Here is a 26,309-nt window from a genome sequence, read left to right as displayed (position 1 = left end):
ATTAATTGGCACGGAAGTGTCTATTTTTAAGCCGTTGAAACGCCCGTTCCCACATATCATCGTCGCCTGTTTCTCTGTTGTATTATTTACGATGATCAACACCCGTGCACATGCACAGCGCGGGCCTTACGACACGGTTAAGGTGTACGCCTTTATTACCCCTGAGGGCGATACCATTCCCGGGAGCGTTCTTCCCCCGGTGGAAGTGTATACGAAGATGTCGAAGCACTGGAAAAATTACTGGGCCGACTGGACGCGGCTTCGCAACGCGGTGTATGTTACCTATCCTTACGCAAAAAGGGCAAGCCTGATCATGAACGAGATCAATGCGCGGCTGGTGAATGTGTACGACCGCAAGAAACGACGCGAGATCATCAAATCGCGCGAGCGGGAACTGAAGCGGGAGTTTACAGACAAGCTGAGCAATCTCTCTATTTACCAGGGCAAGGTGCTCATGAAACTGATTTACCGCGAAACCGGCAACAACTGTTACGAGATCATCGACGAATACAAAGGCTTTGTAAGCGCCGCATTCTGGCAGGGCGTGGCCGTTCTCTTCGGCAGCAACCTCAAACAGACCTACGATGCCAACGGGAAGGATGTGGAGATGGAAAAGATAGTAAAGGACGTTGAAAAAATGTATGGCTATAAAAGCTGAATAAAAGCCGCCGCTTCAACCGCCGATGTTCGCCTTTAGCGTTTGCATGAATTCTTTCCGCGGGATCATTTCCGCTCCCAGGCTTTCTAAGTGCTGGGTATACACCTGGCAATCGATCAGCACCACTTTTTCATTAAGCAGTTGGCGGGTATAATTGATAAAAGCAAATTTGCTTGCATTGCTCACTTTGCTGAACATGCTTTCTCCGAAGAAAAGCCTGCCCATGCGCATGCCGTAAAGCCCGCCCACCAGCTCATCGCCGATCCAGGCTTCTGCGCTGTGGGCGATGCCAAGTTTGTGTAGTTGGTTGATGGACGATTCAAGTTCATCGGTTATCCATGTTCCATCCTGTCCGCTGCGCTGCAGTTCCTTACACGAGCGGAGCACCTGCGCAAACGCGGTATTGCTGGTAAAACGGAAAGTATTTTTACGCAGTATCACTTCCATGCTCTTGCTCACTTTCAATTTTGCGGGAAACAGCACGAACCGCGGATCGGGGCTCCACCAGAGCGGCGTATCGCCATCGTACCAGGGAAAAATTCCGCTGCGGTAAGCAAGGATCAGTCGCTCTGTACTCACATCACCGCCCATGGCCAGCAACCCATCTTCCAGCGCATCTTCAACAGGCGGGAACCAGAGGGTGGGGGGGAGGATTTGAAGAGACATGAATGGTTAGGAATTAGAAATTAGGAATTAGAAATTAGGAATTAGGAGTTAAAAATTATAGGATTGAATTACGGGCAATGAGAGGAATAATCTGATGGTTTGGGATCGGGATCGTCGGGTTCGTCGGAATAGTCGGGATTGTAGGCAATGGTGCCAATTCCCAATTACTAATTTCTAATTCCTAATTTCTCTCACTGATCTATCGTTGCTCCTATTCCTCTTTCGGTGATCGCGTCGCGCATGGGTTTGAGGGTGTCGTAGTCGCCTTTTTTAACGGCGTACTTGCCCTGGGTGTGAATGAGCATGGCGCATTGCTCGGCCTGTTCATTGGTATGGCCGCAGATCTTGATGAGCGTTTCGATCACCCATTCGAATGTATTTACCTCGTCGTTCCACACGATCAGGCTGCACGAGTCGGTAACATCCGTTAACAGCTCCGTTGCTTCTTCCTGCCAGGGTTTGGTAGCATTGTCCCACATCATATAACAAAGGTAAGATTTGGAATGAATGTGTGATGAAACATCGGCCATACTTATAAAAAATGGCAACGTTGACCGAACCGGAAACGGCAATTTTTTTTCGGATCATTTCACCTAACTTCCGTTGCAAAAAGTGCGACTTCTATTAACATCTGCCGGCATCAGTAATCCCAGCATTTTTGCTGCCCTTGAAGAAATGCTTGGCAAACCTGTGTCTGAGGCAAATGCCTTGTTCGTGCCAACCGCGATATATGGAATACCCAACGGCGGCGATATCGTACGCAGGGTGATCTGCGGACAACTGGGAGATCCGTTCTGTGATCTAGGGTGGAAGACGTTGGGCCTGCTCGAGCTCACGGCTTTACCCAGTATAAAAAAAGAAGTGTGGCTCCCTGCGCTCGAACAGGCGGATGCTTTACTGGTAGGCGGCGGCGATTGTCAATACCTTACTTACTGGATGCACCACTCCGGGCTGGCCGGGCTCCTGCCATCGTTGCTGGAGCGGATGGTTTATGTCGGGCTCAGCGCGGGCAGCATGATCATGACGAGTTACGGAACAACGTATGGCAACCACACACTGCCACCGGGATCGGATAAATCGCTGGGCATCGTAGATTTTGCCATCCATCCGCACATGAATTACGAAAGCTTTCCGGACAATACAAGGACCAACCTCGAAAAACTCGCGGCATCGCTGCCCATGCCTTCTTACCTGGTAGACGACCAGACCGCCATTAAGGTTACCGATGGTGTTGTTGAAGTGGTTTCGGAAGGAGAGTGGGTATTGTATACGCCTGAGTAATTGTTGTTCCATGTATTTTTGCGGGGCCTGGTTTCTGGTTTGCACTGCTCCGGATGAAATGCAAAACAAGCGACGGAGCAAAGTATAAACTGGTAAGTATTTTATCATGTCATTATTCAAGGCCTTCTTTACTTCTGAAATCTGTAAAGGTCTTTCCATCGTAGCGGTGCACACCGGTACCGGATCCATACCAGATGCTTCCATCGTTGGCTTCCAGCATACCCAGGAAAGCCATTGTTCGGCCACGCCTCATTTCTGTTACGGTGGGCGTTTTATTGTACAACGTTTTTGCATCATAACGTGAAAGCGCCCAGGCTTCACCACCGCGCGGATTAACCGGGCCCGTGGTCCAGATGTTTCCTTTTTTATCCTGGATGATGGCATAAGCGCCCCTCTTCGATACGTTTGTAAAGGTTTTGCCGTCGTAGCGCCAAAGGCCGTCAAAGTCGCCGAACCAGATGCTTCCTTTCTTGTCTTCGATGATCGACCAGACATTGTTGAAAGGTTTACCGTCTTTGTTTTTTAAAACGGTATAGTTTTTCCCATCGTAAACGAACATGTTTTCCAACTGTGCGCCAAACCAGCGTTTGCCGGTTTTGTCTTCAAGGAGTAAACGGATCTGGTTGCTCGGAAATCCATCTTTCGTAGTTAAATGTCGAAAGGAAATGCCGTCGTAAAGGTTTCCCCCGAACCAGATCTTGCCGGCCCTGTCTTCGTAAATGTGTATCACTGTATTGCTTCCCAGCCCATTCTTTATTGTAAAATGCTGAAAGGATTTTCCATCGTAACGATAAATTCCTGAATCCCGGGTGCCGAACCAGAGATGTCCTTTCCGGTCTTCGAGCACATCCCAGAAGCTGGAAAAGCGGGGCGGGATTACTGTACTTGTGAGGTTGGTGAAAGATTTCCCATCGTACCGTAATACGCCCAGGAAAGAGGCAACCAGGATGTCGCCGTTCCTTGCCTGCTTTATGTGCCGGACCATACTCACCGGAACTTTGGCGGTAGCTGCTAATCTTACAGCCAGGGCGCCTGCGCTGTTCTCTTTTAGTTGGGGCTTTGCGTCTTGTTGTTTATGGGTATCATCCTGTTGTGCACCCGTTTGGTTTTGTGCGCAGCGGGTGAACAAAAGAGACAAGAGGAGCAAAGAACAAGTATATAAATGCTTCATAACCGTGGATCGATTTGAGGCCGTAAACTACGCCCACATCCTGTTTCCCCGGGTGCCGATATTGTAAATTAAAGTGTAATCATTGTAAATAAATGGTAAAGGATGGTGCATGTCAGGCTAAAACGGGCGTCGGGAACGGATGAGCAATTTGGGCAAATAAAAAAAGCGCTAAATTATTGCGGCGATGCGATAACCGGCTTTGCCGGATATTTTTAACTCGGCTCACTAAAAAAAAACGACGTTATGAAATATATTTTGTTAACCACAGGGGTGATCCTTTTGTATGTGTCCTGCAAACCATCGCAAACCAATCGGTTGGCTGAACGTGGCAGCCGGGAAGTATATGTGTATTCTTTTAAAATGACCTACTTTAAAAAAATGCTGCTTTCCGGTTTCGACAACAGTGCCGCCATCAAAACAGTTGTAGCGTCGGATCAAAGCGGTTACAGCGAGATCGTTTTGTCGATGGATGATTTCAGGTTCATCGACAGCGTGGTAGCGGCAGACCGGGCCAAGCTGTCCGCAGATTCTTTGGCGGGTATCGGCCGTGTTGCCGAGGGCGCCGGGGGTAAAAGGGTTTTTGATTGTGCATTGGCCAGGTACGAGAGCAAATGGCTGAACGATGCGGCGACCAGGCGATCCCGCTATTACGTGGATGCTGCTTCAGGCCTGAATCAATAAATTCTATGGGGGTGTAACAGGTTGCAAATAAAAAACGGTCAGGCGATGATCGTCTGACCGTTTGATTGTTGAGTGGGAGCACACGGGTTCGAACCGCGGACCCTCTGCTTGTAAGGCAGATGCTCTAAACCAACTGAGCTATGCTCCCTTCGTTATTGGGAGTGCAAAAATAGGGGCTGAACACTATCCTCCAAAAAAAACTTTGTCTTTTTTAAAAATTAATTCAGCTGCACTGCCGGTAAACGATAATGCTGGCTGTCGTACACAAATAATTCTTCTATCTGGTACGTCCAGTATTTATACAAAGGCGATTTGGCAAGATAGCCATCGGCCTCCGCTTTGTCTTCGGCATTGATCGCTATCCAGCAGGTCTGGCTCTCCATGCTAACTGCATAGCTGTCGATGATCCCTTTATTCAGTAAATAATTGACGTAGGTACGGTGTGGTGGCACAAAAGACATAAACTGGTCATCCATCGTAAACTTGATAATCGCCTGGTACTTTCTCATTCTCTTCTGTTTTACAGGTTATCAACTGCAAGATTCATGCGGCACTTGTTCTTGTGGCAAACTGGCAAGCTGCGGGGCAAAATCTCTGCATTTATTGCAGTATTTTAGCCGTTCCGTTAATTTACGACATATGCTGAAAACTGTTGCATTGCTGGTGCTTTCCAATGTGTTCATGACTTTTGCCTGGTACGGCCACCTTAAACAGACCAATGTTGCCTTGTGGAAAGTGGTCCTCATCAGCTGGGGCATTGCTTTTTTCGAGTATTGCCTCATGGTGCCTGCCAACCGGGCGGGTTTTCTCAACGGGTTCAACGGGTTCCAGCTCAAGATCACACAGGAGATCATTACCCTGGTGGTTTTTGCGGTGTTCGCGGTGTTTTATCTCAAAGAGCCTTTCCAGACAAAGTACCTTCTCAGTTTCCTGTTTATACTGGGCGCCGTTTACTTCGCGTTCAAGAAATGAGTAAGATCAGGAAATGTGTTCCTCAACAAATGCTTTGCTGAACGCCTTTATCTGGTCCCTGACCCTCGCAAATTCGTGCATGATCTCCGTTTCCGATCCGGCAGCTTTGGCCGGATCGGGGAAATTCTGATGAAGCCGTTCTGCCGTTGAAGGAAAAAACGGGCAGCGCTCTTTCGCATGGTCGCACACGGTGATCACATAATCAAACGCTTTGCCTGCGTATTCGTTGATGTTGTTCGATGTGTGCTGCGAGATGTCGATCCCGTCTTCTTTCATCGTTGCCACCGCGCGCGGGTTTACGCCGTGGGTTTCCACGCCCGCGCTGTATACTTCTGCTTTTCCTTGAGAAAAAAAGCGGAGGTAGCCTTCGGCGATCTGGCTGCGGCAGCTGTTGCCGGTGCAGAGAACCAGTATCTTTTTCATATCAGTGTGTTTTACTTAATTGCAGCAGCCAGGCGCGCAACATGCCTCGTTTTGTTTTTCAGCGTATACCGTAATACTCCTGATGCCGGTGCCGGATTGTTTGAACCGCGCTATTTCTTCGTTTGAAAGGTACTTCGAAAGAATATCATCGGGAACAATGATCGGCTTGTCTTTTTGTATCGTGATGTTGCTGAACCCATTTACCCTGATCAGTTCAAGATAGGTTTCTTTTTGAATGGCCCCCGCAACACAACCCGCATACATCTCCGCCGCCTCCTGGATCTTAGGTGGAAGCGTTCCTTCCAGCACAATATCAGAAATGCTGAAATGCCCGCCTTTTTTCAGAACGCGGAAGATCTCTTTTACTACGGCATCCTTGTTGGGCACCAGGTTGAGCACACAGTTGCTGACGATCACGTCGGCCGTATTGGCTGCCAGCGGAAGGTTCTCGATATCGCCCTGCCTGAACTCCACGTTGTTGAAACCGCGCACATCGTTGTTCCTCCGGGCGAGTTCTATCATGGCAGGTGTAAAGTCTACGCCGATTACCTTTCCCGTTTCACCTGTTTCTGCGCGTGCGATAAAACAATCGTTCCCTGCGCCGCTGCCAAGATCCACCACCGTGTCGCCCTGCCTGATCTTCGCAAACTGCGTGGGCAGCCCGCAACCCAGACCGAGATCGGCATCGGGATTATAGCCTTTCATGTCTGTGTAATCGTCCGTCATAATGTTGTAAACCTCGGTAGAACAGCCGCCCGAGCCACAGCAGGATGATTGGTTTGTTTCTTTGTCGTTCATGGCAATTTCAGCATACTTGCGTTGAACCATTTCTTTGAGTTCCTGGTCGGTTTTCATGATGTAGTGTTTAATTGATTGTAATATTACGATAAATGACTGCAAAAAAAATCAGCAACAGTTTCCTTTCAGGTCTACGATCTTGAAAAAGGAATGGAACAGTTCCCTGTACTGTTTCCATACTTTCGGATCGATACAATAGCAAACGCTCACGCCCTCTATATTACCCTGGATGATTCCTGCATTCTTCAGTTCCTTTAAATGCTGCGACGTAGTTGCCTGCGCCAACCCAAGTTCGTCTACAATGTCTCCACATACACAGGCATTCTTCTTTACCAGGTATTGCAGGATGGCAATACGCGCGGGGTGCGCAATTGCCTTGGCCATTGCTGCAAGCTCGTTCTGCTGCCGGGTAAAGAGTTCTGTTTTTGTTGTGCCCATATCTATCGCAATAATACGATCAATTTTGAAAACGGCAATATTTTTTTTAAAATTTTTTTATTCGGTCCGTTAAAACTGTTACATCATTTTGGAAGGAAGCGAAATAAAAAAGGGCTCGCCGTTTCCGGTCCGCCCGTTTTACCCTGCTGCATAAGAACTGCGTTTATAAACACCGCGTGTTACGCGGATCTGTTGTTTGCTTTGTATAATAGACCACGTGAAAACACGAAGGTTTAAAAAACCCTGCCATTTTTTTTGGGGAATGGTGAAATCTTTTTTCAGGATCTCCCGGCGCAATGAAAACAGCGCGCTGTCTTGTACGGTGTTCGAACAGGAAGTCAATACCGTAGCTGAAACCGTATCGCTAAAACTAAAAAACCAGCTTTGCGATCTTCCCGTTCCCGGCGAGGAAAACGGCTTTGCCTTTTTTGGCTTTCTGGCAAACATGAAAACCATCTTTCGCCACCAGTTCCCAGTTGTTTCCGCCGTCGGTGGAGATGTCGATGCCGGAGGTTCCGCAGGCAACCAATGTTTTCTTGTTGAGGTAGATCACGCAGGAGCGGTAGCCGTGCGGCGGCGTTTGGGGAATGGAAAAAGTGACCCTGCCCTCGGCAAGATCGATCAGCGCGCTGTTGTTTGAACCGATCGTGTCCTTTGCAAAATCACCACCCACCACCATTGCCTTTGTGCCCAGTACCGCCAGCGAGTTGGCGCCGGTCGTTTCTTTTCCCTGCATGATCGGTATGTTGAAGCGGCCCGGTCCAAAATAAAAATTCGAACTTGTTCCACCTGAAACATAAACGGGTTCGTGGCCCATTTTTTTAATGTTGGTTCCACTGGATGCGAAGAATGCTTCGCCTTCTTTTAACCTTGCTTTCTGACTGGTTTCGGGCAGGTCTTTTACCTTGGTCCATGTATCACCCTGGTCGGACGTAAAAAGCATGTACAGTTTTTGCTGGTCTATGGGATCGCCGATCGCAAAACCGCTTTTGCCATCGAAATCCATGGCATCGAGGAACGCGCCTTTGGCCGTGTCTTCGAATACTTTGCTCCAATGCTGTCCGCCATCTTTTGTTTTCAGGATCACCGCAGGGTTTGTAATGCCCATGATCACGGCGGTTTGTTTGTCAAAGGCTTCTATATCCCTGAAATCCATTTTCTCGTAACCCGGTACTTTCATCCAGGTGAATGTGTTGCCGCCATCTGTTGAGCGTGCGATGTTTCCGCCCGATCCGCTTACCCAGATCACCTTATCTGTTACCACGCTTAACCCGCGCATACTCGTTTTCTTCCCCGATTCAATGATCTGGAGGGTTGGTTTCTGTGCATACGTGCCAATGGCAAAAAGAATCGAGGCTGATAAAAAAACGGTACGGAGCATGGGATGGTTTTGTTGTTAAATGTACATCATCAACAGATACAACGTATGTTATTGCGGGGAGCGGGTATGGCCCTTAATACAGCAGGTAGTCCTCCATTTCTTTGCCCCAGTTCCTGCACTGCGTGCGTTTCGTAATCTCTGCGATGAACCTGGGCAAAGGCAATTCGAACAGTTGTTCGCTGCCTGCTATACCCAGCAATTTGTCGAGATGGTTTTCACCTGTGGGGTTTACCAGTGTAGGGTAGGGTTTCCATTCGAAATGTTTGGGGTAGATCTGTTTGATCAACCGCAACAGGATCAATCCATACGAAACAGACTGAAAATAAGCGGGCTGTCTTACTTCCATTCTCACACCGCCGCATTCCTGGTTCTGGTATTTAACAGATGGCGCTGCCGGGGTAAAACGTACCGGTGAAACGATCACGTCATCCAATCCCATTTCATTTAAAATTCCCGCGATCGCATTCCCATCCATCCATGGCGCGCCCGCCGCACAAAAAGAATGTTCCGTTCCCCGCCCCTCGCTGATGTTGGTAGCCTCGAGCAGGCAAAGCCCCGGGTACAACAGCATGCTTTGAAAATGCTGTATCGCCGGTGATGTAGGCACAAAACGCGTTTTCCAATCGGGCTGGAACATGCCCCTGTCCCAACCCCCGCACCTGATCACTTCCAGGTTGGCATTGATGTTTCGTGTGGCATTGAAATAGCTGGCCAGCTCGCCGATGGTACAACTGTGCCTGACCGGCATTGGCCACCTGCCGATAAATGATGCCTGCGCTTCTTCAAGCAGCGGCCCTTCGGCCAGTTCCATTTTTCCTGAAACCGGGTTGGGGCGATCGAGGATCACCAGCTTTTTCCCGTTCAATGCGCATGCTTCCAATACATGCGTCATCGTCCATAAATAAGTATAGAATCGGCTGCCGATGTCGGGGATGTCGAACAGCACGATATCAATGTCTGCAAGATCCTCTTCCGATGGCGCCAGTTTATCGCTGTACAGGCTTACTACGGGGAGGCCGGTCAGCACATCGCTGCCGTCTTTCATTTTATGCCCGTCTGCACCCCGCACATCGAGCCCGTGTTCGGGCGAGAACAATTTCACAAGGTTAAAACCCCTTTTCAGGAGTGCCTCACGCGATGGTTGTAAATCACGCGTAGTTGCCGCATGGTTTGTGACCATGCCGAGGCGGCTGCTTTTCCAGGCGGGCGGTTGACCGGATGTTATACTATCTATTCCAAAATGTACCATGATCGGTGATGTTGAACGGCGTCAGCCGCGCTCAAATGCCATTTCATCTTTCAGCTGTTCCACCACATTAAAAATGATCGGGCACCGCTCGTAATGCATGAACGTTGTAAAAAGACGCCTTTTGAATTCGGGAAGATGCAGCGCCGGGAATTCCTTGCAACCCTCGAACCGGTGCTCGTAAACGGTGCATTTGTGGTCACTCAAAAACGGGCAGGGCATGCGGTTCATGATCATCAGGCCATTACTGCCTTTTTCGAGGTATTGCGCGTCGAAAGATTCGCGCGACTGTTGCAGGTGGTTTGAGAGATGGTCGGCCTCCGCATCGGAGATCAGCACCATCAGGCTCTTGCAGCAGTTGCCGCAGTCTGTACAGCTGACCCGTGGCGAAACCCGGTCGTTCAATACATTAACCATCCTGTCGATCTGCTCACTGTCGTGCGCCTTCACAAAATCGCGGAAGCGGTCGTTTTCTTCGGCATGACCGGCTGAAAACGCGGCAATGCGGTCCAGGTCGGTTTCTATATATGGGGTTGCGGGTTCGATCGGGCAAAACTAACTTTTAGTCGGTTTATAATGAATGAAATCCAGGTTTTTAACAGGTTTATCCACATTCTTACGCCAATTGTCGAAAAGTAAAATTGGGGTGGCGCGGGAGGTAATTAGATTTGCGGCTTAAGCAAACACGATGGAAGCTGGAATACCGTTCCTGGTAATTGACGAAAACAAAGACGAGATATGGCAGAAGTGAAGAATATGTTTGAATACAACGAAGAATCGATCCGGTCGCTCGACTGGAAGGAGCACATCCGTTTGCGCCCCGGTATGTATATCGGTAAACTGGGGGATGGATCGGCGCCGGACGATGGGATCTATGTTCTTATAAAAGAGGTGATCGACAACTGTATCGATGAATACACCATGGGCCACGGCAAACAGGTGGAGCTCACGATCGAGGGAAAAACGGTTTCGGTGCGCGATTACGGCCGCGGGATCCCGTTGGGTAAAGTGGTGGATGTGGTGAGCAAGATCAACACAGGCGCCAAATACGACAGCAAAGCGTTCCAGAAAAGTGTGGGGCTGAACGGTGTGGGTACCAAGGCCGTGAATGCGCTCAGCCAGTATTTTAAGGTTACGGCTTTCCGCGATGGCAAACAGAAAACAGCGGAGTTTGAGAAAGGCGAGCTGGTAAACGAGCACAAAGAGGTAAAAACGTCCGAAGCCAATGGAACGCTGGTAGAATTCATACCCGACGATACCGTTTTCCGCAATTTCCATTACATACACGAGTACCTCGATAACCAGTTGTGGAACTACTGTTACCTCAACGCGGGGCTGGTGATGAATTTCAACGGCAAAAAATATGTGAGCAGGAACGGATTGCTCGACCTGCTCATCCGTAAGACCAATGCCGACGAACTGCGTTACCCGATCATTCACCTGAAAGGCGAAGACATCGAGGTGGCCCTTTCGCACAACAACGATTATGGTGAGGATATTTTTTCATTCGTCAACGGCCAGTACACTACCCAGGGTGGAACACACCAGCAGGCTTTTCGCGAGGCGTACGTAAAAGTGGTGCGTGATTTCTTTAAGAAAGATTACGAGGCGTCGGATATCCGTACCAGCATCGTGGCCGCCGTTTCGGTGCGTGTTCAGGAGCCGGTATTCGAGAGCCAGACAAAAACCAAACTTGGTTCGCAAACGGTTTACGAAGGCGGGCCGAGCATGAAGAATTTTGTGCTGGATTTCCTGGCGAAGGAACTGGATAATTTCCTGCACCGCAATCCGGCAGTGGCAGATGCGCTTAAGAAACGCATCGAACAGAATGAACGCGAGCGGAAAGAGCTGGCCGGCATCAAGAAATTAGCGAACGAACGCGCGAAAAAAGCAAACCTTCACAACAAAAAACTCCGCGATTGCCGCGTGCACCTCAACGATGAACCGCCGGCAAAAAACAAGGAAGAGTTCGAGGCACTGAAGAAGAACTCCACCATATTCATTACCGAGGGCGACAGCGCCAGCGGAAGCATCACCAAATCGCGGAACGTAGACTCACAGGCGGTTTTCAGTCTCAGGGGAAAACCGCTCAACTCTTTTGGTCTCACCAAAAAAGTGGTGTACGAAAACGAAGAATTCAATTTGCTGCAGCATGCGTTGAATATAGAGGACGGGCTGGAGGGACTGCGTTACAACCAGGTGATCATTGCAACGGATGCCGATGTGGATGGAATGCACATCCGTTTGCTGCTGATGACCTTCTTCCTGCAGTTTTTCCCCGATCTTGTTAAGCACGAGCATGTTTACATTCTCGAAACGCCGTTGTTCCGGGTGCGCAACAAACAGGAGACGATCTATTGTTACGATGAAACGGAGAAAAAAGAAGCGGTGAAAAAATTAGGCGGCAAGCCCGAGATCACGCGTTTCAAAGGGTTGGGAGAGATCAGCCCGGAAGAGTTCGGCAAATTCATCGGCCAGGACATGCGCAAACAACTCATCAGCATCAACAACGAAGTGGCGATACACGATGTGCTGGATTTTTATATGGGGAAAAATACGCCCGAAAGACAGGACAAGATCATTGAGAACCTCAGAACGGATCTTGACCTGATTGCAGCAGAATAAAGACGAACCAATTTTTTACAGTTAACAACACGCAATGATACACATCGTATTTAATGCAAATGAAGTTGAATTGATGCAGAAAGTGTTTGAGCTGGATGAAAGCCTTACCGGCGAAGTGATCCAGGTAAAAGACGATTTTGCAGTAGGCCCCGTGCGCGATCTATTCAGCGCGGAGGGTTACCAGCAACGCCGCGAGTGGATCAAAACAACGCTGGAATATTCGCCTTATACAGACCAGCTCGATATTGTGGATGATAAACTCACCATGCACAACCTCATCAAAAAACTCGACGAAGAACCCGAAGAACAGGTATGGATCTGGATGGCGCAGAACGCGCATGATGTATCGGGTTATTATTGGGTGATGAGCCAGTTGAAAGAATACCAGTCGAGGATCCATGTGCTTTACCTCAACAATCTCCCTTTCATCAACGAAAAAGGAAATATCTTTTATCCGTCGTGGCTCTCCGAAATACAACCCAGGGAGTTCCTGAAAGCAAAAAAACTGGCCCGCCCGATCACGCTGAGCGAATTTGAAGTGGATCCTGACGAATGGAAGAAAACCATGAACGAGAACGCGATGGTGCGTTTCCTGGAAGGCGGAAAAAAGATCGTAGGCAAGGATGCAGATTTTTACGACAAAGACATACTGGCACACGTAACCGGTGCGCCGCAAAAACTTACCAGGCTGCTTACAACAACATTGGGCAAGATGAAAATAAAAACCGGCGACGCCTTTCTTGCCTGGCGGATCCGTGAAATGGCGGCTGAGGGGAAACTGGAGACCGCAGGCGATTGGGAGAAGGGCTGGAAAGAGATCACCGTTGCACTCCCGGGCGGAACCGCGGGGGCAGCACCGGCAGAAACAGAAACCGAAGCGTAATGCTGAAAATTGAAGCGATACACCATGTGGCAGTGCTTACCAGCAGCGAACTGTATGAAACTTCAAAATCGTTTTACACAAACGTACTGGGATTTACAGTGATCGCAGAGGTGTTCAGGGAAGAACGGAACTCTTACAAACTGGACCTTGCATTGAACGGGCGGTACCAGTTGGAACTGTTCTCTTTCCCCGGTTACTGCGAACGCGCATCGTTCCCGGAAGCGAAAGGATTGCGGCACCTGGCCTTTGCAGTGAATGATGTGAAAGAAGGTTTCGAATGGCTGCAAAAAAACCAGGTTCGTGTGGAACAAATACGGATCGATGAACATACCGGTAAAGAATTTTTGTTCTTTTATGATCCCAATGGTCAGCCGCTTGAACTATATCAACAATAACCAACATGGTAAAAGTGATTCCTGTTAAAAAAGCAGGTGAAGACGAGCGGGGCAGCACGCATTATTTTGATACGGAGCGTACGGGACAGTTCATCATTGCCTACCGCAAGGCAGGGAGCGCAAGCGGGAGGCACTACCACAAGGGCACCGCGGCAAAAAAGAACCCCGAGCAGATCATCATCATGAGCGGGGAAGCGACCATCAACTGGTACGATGTACGCGACACATCGGTGAGCGGAACAGCCAAAGCCACAGCACCGGCCCTTGTGGAAATTCAGGCCTGGGCCTGGCACGAAGTAATGGCAGATACGGATATTGTGGTGTTTGAGATGAATGCGTTGGAGGATGGGAAGGAAGACACCTATAGGTAATTGGGAATTAGGAATTAGAAATTAGGAATTGGGGACCTGGGCAATGCATTGTTGATCTTGGTTTTTGATTGCTTATCGGGATAATAAAATCAGGGGGTAAAACAGATGGCTAAAGAAAAAAAAGAGAACCGGGTATTTGAGAATGAAACGGGTGTGCAGGGACAATACAAGAACTGGTTCCTTGATTATGCTTCTTATGTAATATTGGAGCGCGCGGTGCCGGCTATCGAGGATGGGCTGAAACCCGTGCAGCGCCGTATTCTTCATTCGATGAAGGAGATGGACGACGGGCGCTTCAACAAAGTGGCCAACATCATCGGGCAGAGCATGCAGTACCACCCGCACGGCGATGCAAGCATCGGGGATGCATTGGTGAACCTGGGACAGAAAGACCTTCTCATAGAAACACAGGGAAACTGGGGCGATGTAAGAACCGGCGATGAGGCCGCCGCCTCCCGTTACATCGAGGCGCGCCTGTCTAAGTTCGCGCTCGAAGTTGCCTTCAACAGCAAAACAACCGAATGGCAACTCAGCTACGACGGAAGGAAAAACGAGCCCGTAACATTACCGATGAAATTTCCGCTGCTGCTCGCACAGGGGGCGGATGGGATCGCGGTGGGGCTTTCAACAAAGATCCTTCCCCATAATTTTTGTGAACTGATCGAAGCATCCATCAAAAGCCTGCGCGGAAGGAAATTTGAGCTGTATCCCGATTTTCAGACCGGGGGAATGATCGATGTGACCAATTACAACGATGGCAAACGCGGCGGCAAAGTGCGCGTACGGGCGCACGTGGAAGAGCTCGACAAAAAAACGCTGGTGATACGCGACGTTCCTTACGGCGTTACCACCACGCAGCTGATGGAATCCATCACCAAGGCGAACGACCAGGGAAAGATCAAGATCAAAAAAGTAACGGATGTAACGGCAGCGGATGTTGAAATACAGATCGACCTCGCGCCGGGCATCTCACCCGATATTACCATAGATGCATTGTACGCATTTACAGATTGCGAGGTAAGCATTTCGCCAAACGCATGCGTGATCGTAAACAACAAACCGCAATTCTTAACGGCACATGAATTGCTGAATGTATCTACGGAAAATACCAAAGCCTTATTAAAGAAAGAGCTCGAGATCAGGTTGGCGGAGCTCGAAGACAAATGGCATTACACCTCGCTCGAAAAAATATTCTTTGAAGAAAAGATCTACAAAGAACTGGAGCAGAAACACGCAACATGGGATCATGTGATCGAAGCGATAGACAAGGCCTTTGTTCCCTTTAAGAAAAAACTGAAAAGAGCCATTGAGCGCGAAGACATACTGAAGCTGACCGAAAAACCGGTAAGAAGGATTTACCGTCTGGATATCAATGAACTCAACGAACAGATCAAGGGCATCGAGGCAGACATCAAACAGGTAAAGTTCGATCTCGAAAACCTGACCGATTTTGCGGTTGCCTATTTCGAAATGCTGCTGAAGAAATACGGGAAAGGAAGGGAACGCAAAACAGAGATCAAGGAATTTGATACGATCCAGGTTAAACATGTTGCGATCGCCAACACAAAATTATACCTGAACCGTGCAGAAGGTTTTATCGGAACATCACTGAAGAAGGATGAGTTTCTCTGCGAATGCTCCGACTACGACGATATCATCGCTTTCACAAAAGGCGGAACGATGAAGGTTGTAAAGGTGCAGGACAAAACATTCATCGGCAAAGACATCATCCATGCCGCTGTTTTTGAAAAGAACGACGAACGCACCACGTATAACATGATCTATCTCGATGGTAAATCGGGAGTGAGTTATGCAAAGCGTTTCAATGTGACCGGTATCACGCGCGACAAAGAATACGATCTCACCAAGGGTTCGGAAAAAAGCAAGGTTCATTATTTTACCGCCAACCCGAATGGAGAGGCCGAAACCGTAAAGGTGGTGCTGAGCCCTAACTCCACCGCGCGCATCAAGGAATTCGATTTTTATTTTGAAGAACTGGAGATCAAGGGCCGCGGAAGTATGGGTAACCAGGTTACAAAATACCCGGTGAAAACAGTAAAGCTCAAAGAAGCCGGCAAGAGCACACTGGCAGGAAGAAAACTCTGGTTCGATGATAAATTCGGCAGGCTGAACACAGAAGAAAAAGGCAAATACCTCGGAAGCTTTGAAGATGAAAAACTGGTGGTGTTTTACAAAGATGGATCCTACGAATTAACGGATACCGAGATTACCCAACGTTTTGAGCCGGAGAAGATCATGCTGATCGAGAAGTTTGTTCCCGAAAAGATCATCAGCGCCGTTTACCTCGACAACGACAAAGGGCAATACAACATCAAACGTTTCAAAATAGAAACCACTACTTTGAAAACGCAGTTCACCTTCATCAAGGAAGGCGATGGCAACCGCCTGGAGGCCGTTACCACAGACGAGGAACCGATACTGATGGTGCAAACGGGCCGCGGCCAGCAGATCCGCAAAGCGAAATTCAAGGTTGCGAAAATGGTGGAGGTGATGGGGTGGAAAGCAGTAGGGGCAAAACTTACCGACTACAGCAAAACAATAGAGATGGAATGGGAAGCAAAGCCAAAGGACGAAAACGCACAGCCTGAATTGTTCGGGTAGCGTGACCAGGCGAATACGGTCGTAAGAAACCATTCAACCGCATTTCCCGTAACTGGATAACAAATTGTTTTATTCATGTCTGCGCATTATGCATTCGTTACCCGTTGGCAGATCAGGGCTCCCTTGCCACAGGTGTGGGATGCAATCTATCATTCACTCGAATGGCCGGGTTGGTGGAAAGGTGTTGTAGCCGTAAGATCCATAGAAGAGGGCGACGAAGACGGGATCGGCGGCGTGCGCGAATACACCTGGCGGAGTGTGTTGCCCTACCAACTCCGTTTCAGCATGCGGCTCACGCAAAACGAAAAATACAAACACCTCAAGGGCGAAGCATACGGTGAACTGGAAGGAGAAGGCGAGTGGTTCTTTGAAGAGAAGAACGGGATAACGTATGTACAATACAACTGGACGGTGTTTACCAATAAAAAATGGATGAACTGGTTATCGTTCATCCTAAGGCCCGCATTCAGTTACAACCACGATGTTGTAATGCGATGGGGCGCAAAAGGATTGGCAAAGAAACTGGATGCGGAGCTGATCAGTTGGTAAAAAATGTTCTCAACCGATGTTGATCACATTCACTGCCAGCGTCCACGGTCATTTTTTCTTCACGAGTTTGATGGTAGCGCTTTTACTCAGGTCGCTCGAAAGCAGGGTCTCGTATTTTGTTGCGCCATCGTAAATCACCAGTGCCGCGGTATTGGGTGGAACGCGCCCGAGGTTTTCAGCAAACATGCTCAGTTCGTTGTATTCCAGTGATTCATCAAGCTTGATCGACAACCGTATTGCACGATGCGTAAGACCCGAGCTGGGCAATATTTTTTTGTTGTTGAGATACAGGGCCACCACATCGCCGTCGATCTCGCCATTGTCGTAGATCTCGAGGCGCAATGAAGTATTTTCAACCTCGATTATTTTGGTGAACACTTTTGCGCGCTGAACAAAATTATTGGTGGTCTCGTCTCTTTCTACAATGGTATCTTTTTTTTGTTGAGTGGGTTTTATTTCCTCGGGTTCATCATCCTGCATCACCAGGCTGGCCGTATCGTTCGAACGCTGGAAACGGAAATTGATCGGGGGCGTTGTACGGCGGTGGTCGGGATCGCTGAGCAAACTGCCCGATAACACAGATTCCGTTTTGGACACCACGAGGTTGAACTCACCGCTCATGTTCACATCGATGCTGTTCTTTGCGCTTGGAGAAAGAAAATAGATCATCGGGAAGGGTTTGATACGGAGCTTGCGTGTCTGCACATCGTACAGGCCGCTCACCGGAACTTTCATCAGTGTATCTTTGAAATAATAATTCAATGTACCCGAAACGGTCTTGCCTTTCTGTTTCAACACCAGCTCCGACATGTAATTGGTATAGTCCTTCGCCGCATCTATGATGCCAACGCCATACCAATGCCCGTCTACCTGCTGCGAAAAAGAGGCCGAACTCAACAAAAGAAAGAATAGTACGATAACAATGCTGCGCTTACGGTTCATATCGGTGCAAAATATCAAAGTCTTGTTTTGATCCTCCCGAAAAGTTCCTAACATATGAACATCTGCCCTGCGGCCGGTTGGCGCGGCGCAGGAAGAGGGCAGGAGGGGGAAGTTCCGTATCTTTGCGTTCCATGATCTTTATTGCCCAATACAATACGCTGAAAGTTTCCCGCAAGGTAGATTTCGGTTTTTATCTTGATGATGGCGGAGAAGGCATCCTTCTTCCCAAACGTTTTGCGCCACGCACATTGCGTGTGGGTGATGAACTGAAAGTGTTTGTGTACCACGATTCGGACAACCGCCTGATCGCTACCACGCAAAAACCAAAGGCAATGGCCGGCGAGATCGCCAAACTGGAATGTGTTTCTGTTACCAAACAGGGCGCTTTCCTGGATTGGGGATTGATGAAGGATCTCTTCGTTCCCAAATCCAAACAGATCAGCGGAATGCGTGAAGGGGCGGAATACCTGGTGAAACTGTATGTAGATGAACAGACCGGCCGTATCGCGGCAACAGAAAAAATAGATGCGCTGCTGAGCAACGACGAACTTACCGTAAAGGAGAAAGACATCGTGGAACTTCTTGTGTACCGCGAATCGGAGTTGGGTTTTGTGATGATCATCAACAATCTTCACACAGGGCTGCTGCACAGCAACGAAGTATATACGAAACTGGAAACAGGCGATAAATACGAAGGCTTCATCAAAACGATACGCCCGGATAACAAGATCGACGTGGTGCTCGGAAAACCGGGCTACCAGCGCGTGGAAGACGAGGCCGCAAAGATCTTACGCCTGCTCGCAGAAAACGATGGATACCTTCCCTACAACGATAAAACCGACCCGCAGGAGATCTACGATTTCTTCGGGATGAGTAAGAAGACCTTTAAAATGACCACGGGCAACCTCTACAAACAACAGAAGATCGCTTTCGCGAAAACGGGGATACAATTGGTAAAGGCCGACTAACACCCTGGACCAACAGGTATACAACTGTTTAGAAAGGGTACGAAAACACAGTGTAATTGCCGTAGCAAAACCATGCGCGGCCGGCTGTTAAGCCTTATGGATATTTTTTCATCTTGTTTTTCGTCTTGTCATCGTCCTTCATCAGCACCATTACCAGGGCCAGCAGCAAAACAAAACCACAGCGGAACGCCATGGGAATGTTTACAGCCGGAACCGTTAGGTGGATGAGAGCTAGTTGAGCGCTAAACATGTAGGTAGATATTTGTAATGGTTCGTGGAATCGGGGTTAGTTAAACTTGTATGGTAATGACACGCTAAAATTAGATTCCGTTGCCTTGCCAACCTACGGGAAATACCCCGTTTTTAAAGGGAGTTTCCCCGGGAATCGTTCATACTTAAGCTGTTGGGTCTTTTTTTATGAACAAACGCCCTCTCGTAGCTAACGCCTGTTAGCTTTAATTGCTTATCTTCGCTTTCAAAACAGGATCATGGATAAAAGGACCGTTTATATTGTTTCTGCCGTTCGTACGCCCATCGGCAGTTTTGGTGGAAGCCTGAAAGACATTACCGCACCACAGCTTGGCGCTTTTGCCATCAGGGCGGCGGTTGACAAGGCAGGAATCAAGCCCTCGGATGTACAGGAAGTGTTGATGGGTTGTGTGATACAGGCCAACACCGGGCAGGCGCCGGCGCGCCAGGCCGCGAAGTTTGCGGGTCTTCCCGACCAGGTGATCTGCACTACCGTGAACAAGGTTTGCGCAAGCGGAATGAAAGCCATCGCGCAGGGCGCGCAAAGCATCCTGCTTGGCGATGCCGACATTGTTGTTGCCGGCGGTATGGAAAGCATGAGCAATGTTCCCTTTTACAGCCCGAACCTGCGTTGGGGCAATAAATACGGCGACGTTAGTTTGATCGATGGCCTTGCAAAAGACGGGCTCACAGATGTGTACAACAACTACGCCATGGGCAACGCCGCCGAACTGTGTGCCAAAGAATGCAACATCACGCGCGACGAACAGGATGCGTTTGCGATCGAAAGTTACAATCGAAGCCAGGCCGCATGGGCCAACGGGAATTTTGATGCGGAGGTAGTTCCCGTTGAAATACCACAACGCAAAGGCGAAGCTGTATTCTTTGCAAAAGACGAAGAAGCCTACAACGTAAAATTTGACAAGATCCCCACGCTCAAACCGGCGTTCACAAAAGACGGAACCGTAACCGCGGCCAATGCCTCTACCATGAACGATGGCGCAGCGGCGGTTGTGCTCATGAGCAAAGAAAAAGCAGAACAAATGGGCATCAAACCACTGGCCGTCATCCGCAGTTATGCAGACGCGGAGCAGGCGCCCGAATGGTTCACCACCACGCCGTCGCTTGCCGTTCCAAAAGCAGTAGAGAAAGCAGGATTGCAGATGGGCGATGTTGATTTTACCGAACTCAACGAAGCATTTTCTGTTGTAGGCATCGCCAATATCCGGAAAATGAATCTCGACCCTGCAAAAGTGAATGTACACGGCGGTGCAGTATCACTCGGTCACCCGCTTGGCTGCAGCGGTGCACGCATCATCGTAACGCTTGTTCATGTGCTGAAACAACACAATGGCAAGATCGGCGCAGCAGGTATCTGCAACGGCGGCGGCGGTGCAAGCGCGATGGTGATTGAGCGCGCTGATTAAAAAATAACAAATACCGGGCGGCCATCCTGGTGCTTGCCGTCCGGGTTCTTATTCCGCATTTATCATTGTGTACCTGCAGTGAATGATGCGGTTAATTTTTGATGTATGATCCATCTTAAAACAGCCACACCAGCCGATGCAACCTTGATCGCCGCTATCAGCCGCGAAACATTTGTGGATACGTTCGCTGCATTCAACACCAAAGAAGACATGGATAAATTTCTTGCTGAACAATTCAGTAAAGAAAAACTCATTGCGGAAGTACACGATCCCGCAAACCTTTTCCTCATTGCCTACAACGATCTGCAACCCGCAGGATACATGTTCCTGAAAGATGAGATGCACCCGCACATCCCCAATGAAAACGCGGTTGAGATCTCGCGCCTGTATGTGCGCAGCGCGTTCATCGGTAAAGGCGTTGGTAAAATGCTGATGCAGGCTGCCGTATCGCATGCGCTCGCAGAAAACAAGACCTTTATCTGGCTCGGCGTTTGGGAACACAACAAACGCGCGATCGGGTTTTACGAGTCGTTCGGGTTTGAAAAATTTTCGGAACACGATTTCATCCTGGGCAATGATGTACAGCGGGATTGGCTGATGAGGTTGAAAGTTGTTTCCTAACGATCGGTGTTGCGTTACGAGTCCATCATTTCCACGGACCATACTTGTGTTGCAGCTCATCTTTCCCGTCGGTATAAGGGCCAAATGGATGGTCGAAAGGTTTTTTAGAAATATCGGGCCAGTCTTTGCCCAGGTCTTTCGATGGCCTTGGTTGCGAGTTTACAAAAGCTGCCACATCCCAGGCTTCTGCATCGGTTAGTTGGGGGGTGTGGTAGTTCACCGGGTTGGGCATGTTGTTCTTCACATACCCCGCAAAACGCGAGATGCGGTAAAGACCCGCGCCGTTGTTGTAACTGTTGTTGCCCCACAAGGGTGGGTAGGTGTAGCCCTTTGCGTCTGCATTTGCCTGTCCTTCCCCGTTCCTGCCATGACATTTTTCGCACTGCGTTGTATAAACCACTTTGCCTTTTCCGGGATCCGCCGCGCGTGGTAAAAAAGGAAGCTGCATAATGCCCGAGCCCTTGGGTTTTGTGCCCTTCGGGATGCCCTCGCCCAGCCACCTGATGTATGCAACAATGGCCTGCATTTCCCTGCTGTTGTTTTCGAGAGGTTTCCCGTTGAGGCTTCTTTCGAGGCAGTCGTTCACCCTTTTTTCGATGGTCTCTATCGTACCCGAGCGCTCGCGGAACTTTGGATAAGTGGATGCAACGGCGCCATAATTATTTCCCCACGGTTTGGTGCCCGCTTCGAGATGGCAGTTCTGGCAATTCATTCCGTTGCTGATCTTCGCAACGGTTCCACGTGGCCCGAGATAGTACGCCGTGTTTTCAATGAGGTTCCTGCCATAACGGATCTGCAGCCCTTGTTCGTCAACCGGTATCTGGTTAACGCCGGCGCCCGTCCAGCAGTTGGCGGTATCAAAGTCAGGCTGCAGCTCGGGCTTATCGTTTCGTACAACCCATATTGCCGTCAAAACCAAAACCAGGCACCCAAGGATGAGCAAACTATTGCGGGTTGATCTGGGTTTCAATTTGATGGCGTGTTAGCGGGGTTTGTAAACGACCCTAAATATACAATCTAACTGCTAACGCTGAAGTGTGCAGGTTCTGTACGGTCTTACAATTGCTTGAAAAATACCTCGTGCATAATGATGTAGATGCCCATCACCAGCACAAACCAGCCAAACCATTTTTTGAGCCTTTCGCCGGCCATGTCCTGTCCGAGCCTGCGCCCGATAAACGTTCCCGTAACGGCAATGGCCGTAAGGGGAAGCAGGCGTTGCCAGTCGAACTGCTGGTGAAAAAGATCGCCCGCAAAACCAGACAGCGAGTTCATGGCAATGATCAGCAGGGAGGTTCCGATGGCATCTTTCATGGGGAGATGAAAAGAAAAAACGAGAACGGGGATGATGAGAAACCCGCCACCTGCACCCAGTAACCCGGTCAGCGTTCCCACTGCAACGCCGCGAAGCAGCGCTTTTGTGAGGCGGATGGGTTGGTCGTGGTTGTCTGCCGCCGGTGTTACCGGTTTCTGGATCATGTTCAGCGAAGCAAAGATCATCACCACACCAAACAGTAACATGGTAAGCAGCGATTTGGTGACCACGAAATTCCGGATCGTAAAGAGGTCTTCGGGAATGACGGGCATCAGCAGTTTACGGATCAGCAATACGGTCAGGATAGAAGCGATGCCGAAATAAAAAGCGGCTTTGAAATTGATGAATCCCCTGCGCCAGTATTTGTAAGCGCCGGCCAGGCTGCTGCATCCCACGATAAACAAAGAATAGCCAGTGGCAAGTGTTGGCTTGATGTGAAAAAGGTATACAAGTACCGGAATGGTTAAGATAGAACCGCCGCCACCGATCAGACCCAGGGATATACCAATAAGCAAAGCGGCTACATAGCCTGCAATTTCCATGTAATTGTACTTGTTAAGGCTGCAAAGATGCTGAATAATTGCGAAGAAGGAATTGGGAAACAGGATTTAGAAGAAATTGAAAAATAGCCGGTAACCATTCGTAATTGTGAACCGGCAGGGGCGCAACAAATAATGATCAACAAGTTAATGTCAACCATTTGTTGTTAAATACGAATAGGTTTTTGTTTAATTATTCAGCGCTTCGGCGATTTCATCCATTCTGATACCCATATGGCTTTCATCGTATACACATTCCCCATTTTTGATAATGAGTACCTGGGGCGATTCGTGGTAAACATCGAACAACTCGGCAATTTTGTTGGAAACATTGCGGTGCGCAATGAGATCGAGAAAATAGAAATCCGTGGAAGCCGGGGGCGCAGACCGCTCGAGCCTGTCGAGAACCATGCTGCTGATGCTGCAGCGCGTGCTGTGTTTGAAAATAACCTGCGGAACGGCGGCTGATTTCTCTTTGATCTGATCGAGTTGTTCTTCTTTGGTAAGGGAGATCCAGTTCATAGCAAACTTTACAATTACCAATACAACAATCCTGCCGCCGGTTTGTTCAGCAATTACTGCCTGAAGTACTTAGGATTGGTGGTGGGGCATCCTTTCCTAGAAGGGGCACAGGATGTAAATACCGCAACAGCAACCGAAACGGTAAGTAATAAAAGGACAATCTTTTTCATGCTTGTTGTTTAAATAACGGATTACGCTGTATTTTGCGATACTGCAAAGATAATCTTTCAGCTCTAATTGTTGCCTGCCGGCTTTACACATTTTGTTAATTTGTTCCGGCTGGTTACCAAATAACAACGTATGCGGGTACATTTTATTTCAATCGGGGGTAGCGTAATGCACCAGTTGGCCATTGCATTACACAAAAAAGGATACAAAGTGACCGGAACGGACGACGAGATCTTTGAACCTGCCAGATCGAACCTCGCGGCTGAAGGGCTGCTCCCCGCCGAAACCGGCTGGCGCCCCGAACTGATCACCAGCGATATAGATGCCGTGATCCTGGGCATGCACGCCAAAAGCGACAACCCCGAGATCAAAGCGGCGCAGGCGCTTGGCCTGCCCATTTATTCCTTCCCCGAGTATATATACCACGAGAGCCGCGCGAAAAAAAGGGTAGTGGTGGGCGGCAGCCATGGAAAAACAACAACTACCAGCATGATCATGCATGTGCTCAGGAGTGCCGGTAAAGATTTTGATTACCTGGTAGGTGCGAGGCTCGATGGCTTCGACCAGTCTGTGAACATCACCGATGCGCCGGTCATCGTCTGCGAGGGCGATGAATATCCCGCCAGCGCCATCGAGCGCAAACCCAAGTTCCATTTCCTGTACCCGCATGTGGCAGTGCTTACGGGTATTGCATGGGATCACATCAATGTGTTCCCGACGTTTGATTTTTACCTGGAACAGTTCGTCGTATTCATCAATAGAATAGAAAAAGGAGGGGTGTTGATTTACAATGAATCAGACGCGGTATTGAAAAAACTGGTTGAAGATAATTTACGCGAAGATATACGGTACCAACCCTATGGCGTTCCGCAGCATTCCATCGTCAACGGCAAAACAACCGTTACGATCGGGGGCGTTTCCGGCGAACTGCGGGTATTTGGCAACCACAACCTGATGAACCTGAATGCGGCTTATTACTCGTGTAAAGAACTGGGTATTTCTGCGCAGGACTTTGTTGCCGGCATCGCAAATTTTACCGGGGCCGCCAAAAGGCTGGAGCTGCTCGGCGCCAATGAAACAACAAATGTGTACCGCGATTTTGCGCACGCGCCCAGCAAAGTAAAAGCCACCATCGAAGCGGTGAAACAACAATACCCCAACAGGAAACTCATCGGCATACTCGAGCTTCACACGTTCAGCAGTCTCAATGAACAATTCATGAGCGAGTACAAAGGCGCCATGGATAAGGCCGATGTTGCCATCGTATTCTATTCGAGGCATGCACTCGAGCTGAAACGCATGCCGTTCCTGCCCGCAGAAAAAGTGTACGAAGGGTTTGGCAAAGAGGGGTTGCTGGTGATGAACGACAAAGAAGACCTGTGGAAATGGCTCAAAGCGCAATCTTATGCCAACACTAATCTCGTTTTAATGAGCAGTGGCAATTATGATGGCTTAGATATGCTTACTTTCGCGGCGGGAATTACTTCGTAGTATATTGGTACCGTGAGCAGCGCAGGCATTTCCCGGGAGCCGGAAAAAGAACGGGAGCCCAACAACCCAATAAATCAAACAGACCAACAGCGCATCATGAAATTGCAATTAACGCGCCCCATCGCTTTTATCGATCTGGAGACAACCGGTGTGAACATCAGTACAGACCGCATTGTAGAGATCGCCATCGTAAAAATACTGACAGACGGAACGCAGCAGGTAAAAAGAAAGCTGATCAATCCCATGATCCCGATCCCCAAAGCATCGAGCGATATCCATGGCATTACAGATGAGATGGTAAAGGATGCGCCAACTTTCAAAGAAGCGGCCAATGAGCTCAAGCAATTCATGGACAACTGCGACATGGGCGGCTACAACAGCAACCGGTTCGATGTGCCCATGCTGATAGAGGAATTTCTGCGCATCGGGATGGAATTTTCTATCGAAGGAAGGAAGCTGGTAGACGTGCAGAAAGTTTTTCACATGATGGAACAACGCACACTCAGCGCCGCCTACAAATTTTACTGCCAGAAAACACTCGAAGGCGCGCACAGCGCAGCAGTGGATGCTTCGGCTACCTGGGAGATCCTTGAGGCGCAGGTAGAACGTTACCCGCAGATCGGCGCCACGGTGGAGAGTATTGTAAAATTTACGGGAGAAGACGATATCGTAGACTTCGCCCGCCGTTTTGTAAAAGACAAAGGTGTAGAGGTATTCAATTTCGGCAAACACAAAGGCAAACCGGTAACACAGGTGCTTAAGGAAGAGCCGCAGTATTACGACTGGATGATGAAAGGCGATTTTGCCATGAACACCAAACAAAAACTCACCGAAATATTAAACAGGACGCTTGTTAAGAAAACATGAACTGTGATTTAGCGCTTTCTTATGAGCTATTTTTATAATT

At 49.0% G+C, this 26,309-nt stretch carries 29 protein-coding genes and 1 tRNA gene; 15 read left to right on the top strand and 15 right to left on the bottom strand.

Going from position 1 to position 26,309, the window contains the following annotated elements; all coding sequences use genetic code 11:
• Nucleotides 1–16 precede the first annotated feature (16 nt).
• Nucleotides 17–658, top strand: a complete 642-nt coding sequence (locus GWC95_RS10725; RefSeq protein ID WP_317164123.1) for a DUF4294 domain-containing protein — start codon at nt 17–19, stop codon at nt 656–658.
• Between the two features lie 15 nt (nt 659–673).
• On the opposite strand, the gene aat is transcribed toward GWC95_RS10725, so the two are convergent.
• Together aat and GWC95_RS10715 are read right to left on the bottom strand one after the other, a co-directional pair.
• The gene (aat, locus tag GWC95_RS10720) at nt 674–1,324 is read right to left on the bottom strand and encodes a leucyl/phenylalanyl-tRNA--protein transferase (RefSeq protein WP_161818697.1); all 651 of its coding nucleotides are present in this window, start codon (nt 1,322–1,324) and stop codon (nt 674–676) included.
• Nucleotides 1,325–1,515: 191 nt separating this feature from the next.
• Nucleotides 1,516–1,806: an ATP-dependent Clp protease adaptor ClpS gene (locus GWC95_RS10715; RefSeq protein ID WP_237722126.1), complete on the bottom strand. Its 291-nt coding sequence runs from the start codon at nt 1,804–1,806 to the stop codon at nt 1,516–1,518.
• A 130-nt stretch (nt 1,807–1,936) separates the two neighbouring features.
• On the opposite strand from GWC95_RS10715, the gene GWC95_RS10710 reads away from it, so the two are divergent.
• Nucleotides 1,937–2,605, top strand: a complete 669-nt coding sequence (locus tag GWC95_RS10710; protein ID WP_161818696.1) for a Type 1 glutamine amidotransferase-like domain-containing protein — start codon at nt 1,937–1,939, stop codon at nt 2,603–2,605.
• A 112-nt stretch (nt 2,606–2,717) separates the two neighbouring features.
• Here the strand turns inward: GWC95_RS10710 and GWC95_RS10705 are convergent, their stop codons facing one another.
• Nucleotides 2,718–3,776: a ligand-binding sensor domain-containing protein gene (locus GWC95_RS10705; RefSeq protein ID WP_161818695.1), complete on the bottom strand. Its 1,059-nt coding sequence runs from the start codon at nt 3,774–3,776 to the stop codon at nt 2,718–2,720.
• Between the two features lie 243 nt (nt 3,777–4,019).
• Between GWC95_RS10705 and GWC95_RS10700 the strand changes: the two genes are divergently transcribed.
• Nucleotides 4,020–4,457, top strand: a complete 438-nt coding sequence (locus GWC95_RS10700; protein ID WP_161818694.1) for a hypothetical protein — start codon at nt 4,020–4,022, stop codon at nt 4,455–4,457.
• Between the two features lie 73 nt (nt 4,458–4,530).
• Here the strand turns inward: GWC95_RS10700 and GWC95_RS10695 are convergent.
• Together GWC95_RS10695 and GWC95_RS10690 are read right to left on the bottom strand one after the other, a co-directional pair.
• Nucleotides 4,531–4,605 (bottom strand) — tRNA-Val (locus GWC95_RS10695).
• A gap of 70 nt (nt 4,606–4,675) precedes the next feature.
• Nucleotides 4,676–4,966, bottom strand: coding sequence for a hypothetical protein (locus GWC95_RS10690; protein ID WP_161818693.1), 291 nt, complete (start codon nt 4,964–4,966; stop codon nt 4,676–4,678).
• A gap of 130 nt (nt 4,967–5,096) precedes the next feature.
• Between GWC95_RS10690 and GWC95_RS10685 the strand changes: the two genes are divergently transcribed.
• Nucleotides 5,097–5,429, top strand: coding sequence for a DMT family protein (locus tag GWC95_RS10685; protein WP_161818692.1), 333 nt, complete (start codon nt 5,097–5,099; stop codon nt 5,427–5,429).
• A gap of 6 nt (nt 5,430–5,435) precedes the next feature.
• Here the strand turns inward: GWC95_RS10685 and GWC95_RS10680 are convergent, their stop codons facing one another.
• The 6 genes from GWC95_RS10680 to GWC95_RS10655 form a co-directional block, all read right to left on the bottom strand.
• On the bottom strand, nt 5,436–5,852 hold the full coding sequence (locus GWC95_RS10680; RefSeq protein ID WP_161818691.1) for an arsenate reductase ArsC: 417 nt from the start codon (nt 5,850–5,852) through the stop codon (nt 5,436–5,438).
• Nucleotides 5,853–5,867: 15 nt separating this feature from the next.
• Nucleotides 5,868–6,707: an arsenite methyltransferase gene (locus GWC95_RS10675; protein WP_161818690.1), complete on the bottom strand. Its 840-nt coding sequence runs from the start codon at nt 6,705–6,707 to the stop codon at nt 5,868–5,870.
• 51 nt (nt 6,708–6,758) lie between these two features.
• Nucleotides 6,759–7,088, bottom strand: coding sequence for an ArsR/SmtB family transcription factor (locus GWC95_RS10670; RefSeq protein WP_161818689.1), 330 nt, complete (start codon nt 7,086–7,088; stop codon nt 6,759–6,761).
• 370 nt (nt 7,089–7,458) lie between these two features.
• Nucleotides 7,459–8,469, bottom strand: coding sequence for a YCF48-related protein (locus GWC95_RS10665; RefSeq protein ID WP_161818688.1), 1,011 nt, complete (start codon nt 8,467–8,469; stop codon nt 7,459–7,461).
• 73 nt (nt 8,470–8,542) lie between these two features.
• Nucleotides 8,543–9,718, bottom strand: a complete 1,176-nt coding sequence (locus GWC95_RS10660) for an exo-beta-N-acetylmuramidase NamZ family protein (RefSeq protein WP_161818687.1) — start codon at nt 9,716–9,718, stop codon at nt 8,543–8,545.
• A 21-nt stretch (nt 9,719–9,739) separates the two neighbouring features.
• Nucleotides 9,740–10,165 carry a YkgJ family cysteine cluster protein gene (locus tag GWC95_RS10655; RefSeq protein WP_161818686.1) on the bottom strand — a complete coding sequence of 142 codons (426 nt, stop codon included), beginning with the start codon at nt 10,163–10,165 and terminating at the stop codon, nt 9,740–9,742.
• 288 nt (nt 10,166–10,453) lie between these two features.
• Here GWC95_RS10655 and GWC95_RS10650 point away from each other — a divergent pair, with 288 nt between their 5' ends.
• From GWC95_RS10650 to GWC95_RS10625, 6 genes are all read left to right on the top strand, one after another.
• Nucleotides 10,454–12,340, top strand: coding sequence for a DNA topoisomerase IV subunit B (locus GWC95_RS10650; RefSeq protein ID WP_161818685.1), 1,887 nt, complete (start codon nt 10,454–10,456; stop codon nt 12,338–12,340).
• A gap of 34 nt (nt 12,341–12,374) precedes the next feature.
• Nucleotides 12,375–13,223, top strand: coding sequence for a DUF1835 domain-containing protein (locus GWC95_RS10645; RefSeq protein ID WP_161818684.1), 849 nt, complete (start codon nt 12,375–12,377; stop codon nt 13,221–13,223).
• Nucleotides 13,223–13,618 (top strand): SMU1112c/YaeR family gloxylase I-like metalloprotein, encoded by a 396-nt coding sequence (gene gloA2, locus GWC95_RS10640; protein ID WP_161818683.1) that lies wholly within the window; start codon nt 13,223–13,225, stop codon nt 13,616–13,618. The genes GWC95_RS10645 and gloA2 overlap by 1 nt, the downstream gene beginning before the upstream one ends.
• Before the next feature lie 5 nt (nt 13,619–13,623).
• Complete coding sequence (locus GWC95_RS10635; RefSeq protein WP_161818682.1) at nt 13,624–13,989, top strand: polysaccharide biosynthesis C-terminal domain-containing protein; 366 nt, start codon at nt 13,624–13,626, stop codon at nt 13,987–13,989.
• Between the two features lie 105 nt (nt 13,990–14,094).
• Nucleotides 14,095–16,611: a DNA gyrase/topoisomerase IV subunit A gene (locus tag GWC95_RS10630; protein WP_161818681.1), complete on the top strand. Its 2,517-nt coding sequence runs from the start codon at nt 14,095–14,097 to the stop codon at nt 16,609–16,611.
• A gap of 75 nt (nt 16,612–16,686) precedes the next feature.
• A complete protein-coding gene (locus GWC95_RS10625) occupies nt 16,687–17,160 on the top strand; it encodes an SRPBCC family protein (RefSeq protein ID WP_161818680.1) in 474 nt (157 codons plus the stop codon).
• 48 nt (nt 17,161–17,208) lie between these two features.
• Here the strand turns inward: GWC95_RS10625 and GWC95_RS10620 are convergent, their stop codons facing one another.
• Nucleotides 17,209–18,102 (bottom strand): hypothetical protein, encoded by an 894-nt coding sequence (locus GWC95_RS10620; RefSeq protein ID WP_161818679.1) that lies wholly within the window; start codon nt 18,100–18,102, stop codon nt 17,209–17,211.
• A gap of 131 nt (nt 18,103–18,233) precedes the next feature.
• Here GWC95_RS10620 and GWC95_RS10615 point away from each other — a divergent pair, with 131 nt between their 5' ends.
• The 3 genes from GWC95_RS10615 (at nt 18,234) to GWC95_RS10605 (ending at nt 21,367) form a co-directional block, all read left to right on the top strand.
• Nucleotides 18,234–19,070, top strand: coding sequence for a CvfB family protein (locus tag GWC95_RS10615; RefSeq protein WP_161818678.1), 837 nt, complete (start codon nt 18,234–18,236; stop codon nt 19,068–19,070).
• Nucleotides 19,071–19,558: 488 nt separating this feature from the next.
• A complete protein-coding gene (locus GWC95_RS10610) occupies nt 19,559–20,746 on the top strand; it encodes an acetyl-CoA C-acyltransferase (RefSeq protein WP_161818677.1) in 1,188 nt (395 codons plus the stop codon).
• 105 nt (nt 20,747–20,851) lie between these two features.
• Nucleotides 20,852–21,367, top strand: a complete 516-nt coding sequence (locus GWC95_RS10605; protein WP_161818676.1) for a GNAT family N-acetyltransferase — start codon at nt 20,852–20,854, stop codon at nt 21,365–21,367.
• A gap of 25 nt (nt 21,368–21,392) precedes the next feature.
• On the opposite strand, the gene GWC95_RS10600 is transcribed toward GWC95_RS10605, so the two are convergent.
• The 3 genes from GWC95_RS10600 to ytxJ form a co-directional block, all read right to left on the bottom strand.
• Nucleotides 21,393–22,337, bottom strand: coding sequence for a c-type cytochrome (locus GWC95_RS10600; RefSeq protein ID WP_237722125.1), 945 nt, complete (start codon nt 22,335–22,337; stop codon nt 21,393–21,395).
• An 86-nt stretch (nt 22,338–22,423) separates the two neighbouring features.
• Entirely contained in the window at nt 22,424–23,224 is an 801-nt protein-coding gene (locus GWC95_RS10595) for a sulfite exporter TauE/SafE family protein (protein WP_161818675.1), read from the bottom strand.
• 186 nt (nt 23,225–23,410) lie between these two features.
• On the bottom strand, nt 23,411–23,743 hold the full coding sequence (gene ytxJ, locus GWC95_RS10590; RefSeq protein ID WP_161818674.1) for a bacillithiol system redox-active protein YtxJ: 333 nt from the start codon (nt 23,741–23,743) through the stop codon (nt 23,411–23,413).
• A 300-nt stretch (nt 23,744–24,043) separates the two neighbouring features.
• Between ytxJ and GWC95_RS10585 the strand changes: the two genes are divergently transcribed.
• Both GWC95_RS10585 and GWC95_RS10580 read left to right on the top strand, forming a co-directional pair.
• On the top strand, nt 24,044–25,402 hold the full coding sequence (locus tag GWC95_RS10585) for a UDP-N-acetylmuramate--L-alanine ligase (RefSeq protein WP_161818673.1): 1,359 nt from the start codon (nt 24,044–24,046) through the stop codon (nt 25,400–25,402).
• 96 nt (nt 25,403–25,498) lie between these two features.
• Nucleotides 25,499–26,269, top strand: coding sequence for a 3'-5' exonuclease (locus GWC95_RS10580; RefSeq protein ID WP_202630262.1), 771 nt, complete (start codon nt 25,499–25,501; stop codon nt 26,267–26,269).
• The last annotated feature ends 40 nt before the right edge of the window (nt 26,270–26,309 follow it).

The sequence above is a fragment of the Sediminibacterium roseum genome (assembly GCF_009939005.1).
GTDB classification, from domain to species: Bacteria; Bacteroidota; Bacteroidia; order Chitinophagales; family Chitinophagaceae; genus Sediminibacterium; species Sediminibacterium roseum.
Note: the sequence above shows the minus strand (reverse complement) of the source record. Positions and strands in the feature narration are given on the sequence as shown.

What these genes read in the sequence shown, in the direction of transcription:
- GWC95_RS10620 (WP_161818679.1), bottom strand. Translation starts at nt 18,102, where the DNA reads ATGAACCGTAAGCGCAGCATTGTTATCGTACTATTCTTTCTTTTGTTG.
- GWC95_RS10635 (WP_161818682.1), top strand. Translation starts at nt 13,624, where the DNA reads ATGGTAAAAGTGATTCCTGTTAAAAAAGCAGGTGAAGACGAGCGGGGC.
- GWC95_RS10610 (WP_161818677.1), top strand. Translation starts at nt 19,559, where the DNA reads ATGGATAAAAGGACCGTTTATATTGTTTCTGCCGTTCGTACGCCCATC.
- gloA2 (WP_161818683.1), top strand. Translation starts at nt 13,223, where the DNA reads ATGCTGAAAATTGAAGCGATACACCATGTGGCAGTGCTTACCAGCAGC.
- GWC95_RS10660 (WP_161818687.1), bottom strand. Translation starts at nt 9,718, where the DNA reads ATGGTACATTTTGGAATAGATAGTATAACATCCGGTCAACCGCCCGCC.
- GWC95_RS10650 (WP_161818685.1), top strand. Translation starts at nt 10,454, where the DNA reads ATGGCAGAAGTGAAGAATATGTTTGAATACAACGAAGAATCGATCCGG.
- ytxJ (WP_161818674.1), bottom strand. Translation starts at nt 23,743, where the DNA reads ATGAACTGGATCTCCCTTACCAAAGAAGAACAACTCGATCAGATCAAA.
- GWC95_RS10700 (WP_161818694.1), top strand. Translation starts at nt 4,020, where the DNA reads ATGAAATATATTTTGTTAACCACAGGGGTGATCCTTTTGTATGTGTCC.
- GWC95_RS10625 (WP_161818680.1), top strand. Translation starts at nt 16,687, where the DNA reads ATGTCTGCGCATTATGCATTCGTTACCCGTTGGCAGATCAGGGCTCCC.
- GWC95_RS10690 (WP_161818693.1), bottom strand. Translation starts at nt 4,966, where the DNA reads ATGAGAAAGTACCAGGCGATTATCAAGTTTACGATGGATGACCAGTTT.
- GWC95_RS10615 (WP_161818678.1), top strand. Translation starts at nt 18,234, where the DNA reads ATGATCTTTATTGCCCAATACAATACGCTGAAAGTTTCCCGCAAGGTA.
- aat (WP_161818697.1), bottom strand. Translation starts at nt 1,324, where the DNA reads ATGTCTCTTCAAATCCTCCCCCCCACCCTCTGGTTCCCGCCTGTTGAA.
- GWC95_RS10595 (WP_161818675.1), bottom strand. Translation starts at nt 23,224, where the DNA reads ATGGAAATTGCAGGCTATGTAGCCGCTTTGCTTATTGGTATATCCCTG.
- GWC95_RS10670 (WP_161818689.1), bottom strand. Translation starts at nt 7,088, where the DNA reads ATGGGCACAACAAAAACAGAACTCTTTACCCGGCAGCAGAACGAGCTT.
- GWC95_RS10685 (WP_161818692.1), top strand. Translation starts at nt 5,097, where the DNA reads ATGCTGAAAACTGTTGCATTGCTGGTGCTTTCCAATGTGTTCATGACT.
- GWC95_RS10580 (WP_202630262.1), top strand. Translation starts at nt 25,499, where the DNA reads ATGAAATTGCAATTAACGCGCCCCATCGCTTTTATCGATCTGGAGACA.
- GWC95_RS10715 (WP_237722126.1), bottom strand. Translation starts at nt 1,806, where the DNA reads ATGATGTGGGACAATGCTACCAAACCCTGGCAGGAAGAAGCAACGGAG.
- GWC95_RS10675 (WP_161818690.1), bottom strand. Translation starts at nt 6,707, where the DNA reads ATGAAAACCGACCAGGAACTCAAAGAAATGGTTCAACGCAAGTATGCT.
- GWC95_RS10585 (WP_161818673.1), top strand. Translation starts at nt 24,044, where the DNA reads ATGCGGGTACATTTTATTTCAATCGGGGGTAGCGTAATGCACCAGTTG.
- GWC95_RS10665 (WP_161818688.1), bottom strand. Translation starts at nt 8,469, where the DNA reads ATGCTCCGTACCGTTTTTTTATCAGCCTCGATTCTTTTTGCCATTGGC.
- GWC95_RS10630 (WP_161818681.1), top strand. Translation starts at nt 14,095, where the DNA reads ATGGCTAAAGAAAAAAAAGAGAACCGGGTATTTGAGAATGAAACGGGT.
- GWC95_RS10605 (WP_161818676.1), top strand. Translation starts at nt 20,852, where the DNA reads ATGATCCATCTTAAAACAGCCACACCAGCCGATGCAACCTTGATCGCC.
- GWC95_RS10705 (WP_161818695.1), bottom strand. Translation starts at nt 3,776, where the DNA reads ATGAAGCATTTATATACTTGTTCTTTGCTCCTCTTGTCTCTTTTGTTC.
- GWC95_RS10645 (WP_161818684.1), top strand. Translation starts at nt 12,375, where the DNA reads ATGATACACATCGTATTTAATGCAAATGAAGTTGAATTGATGCAGAAA.
- GWC95_RS10680 (WP_161818691.1), bottom strand. Translation starts at nt 5,852, where the DNA reads ATGAAAAAGATACTGGTTCTCTGCACCGGCAACAGCTGCCGCAGCCAG.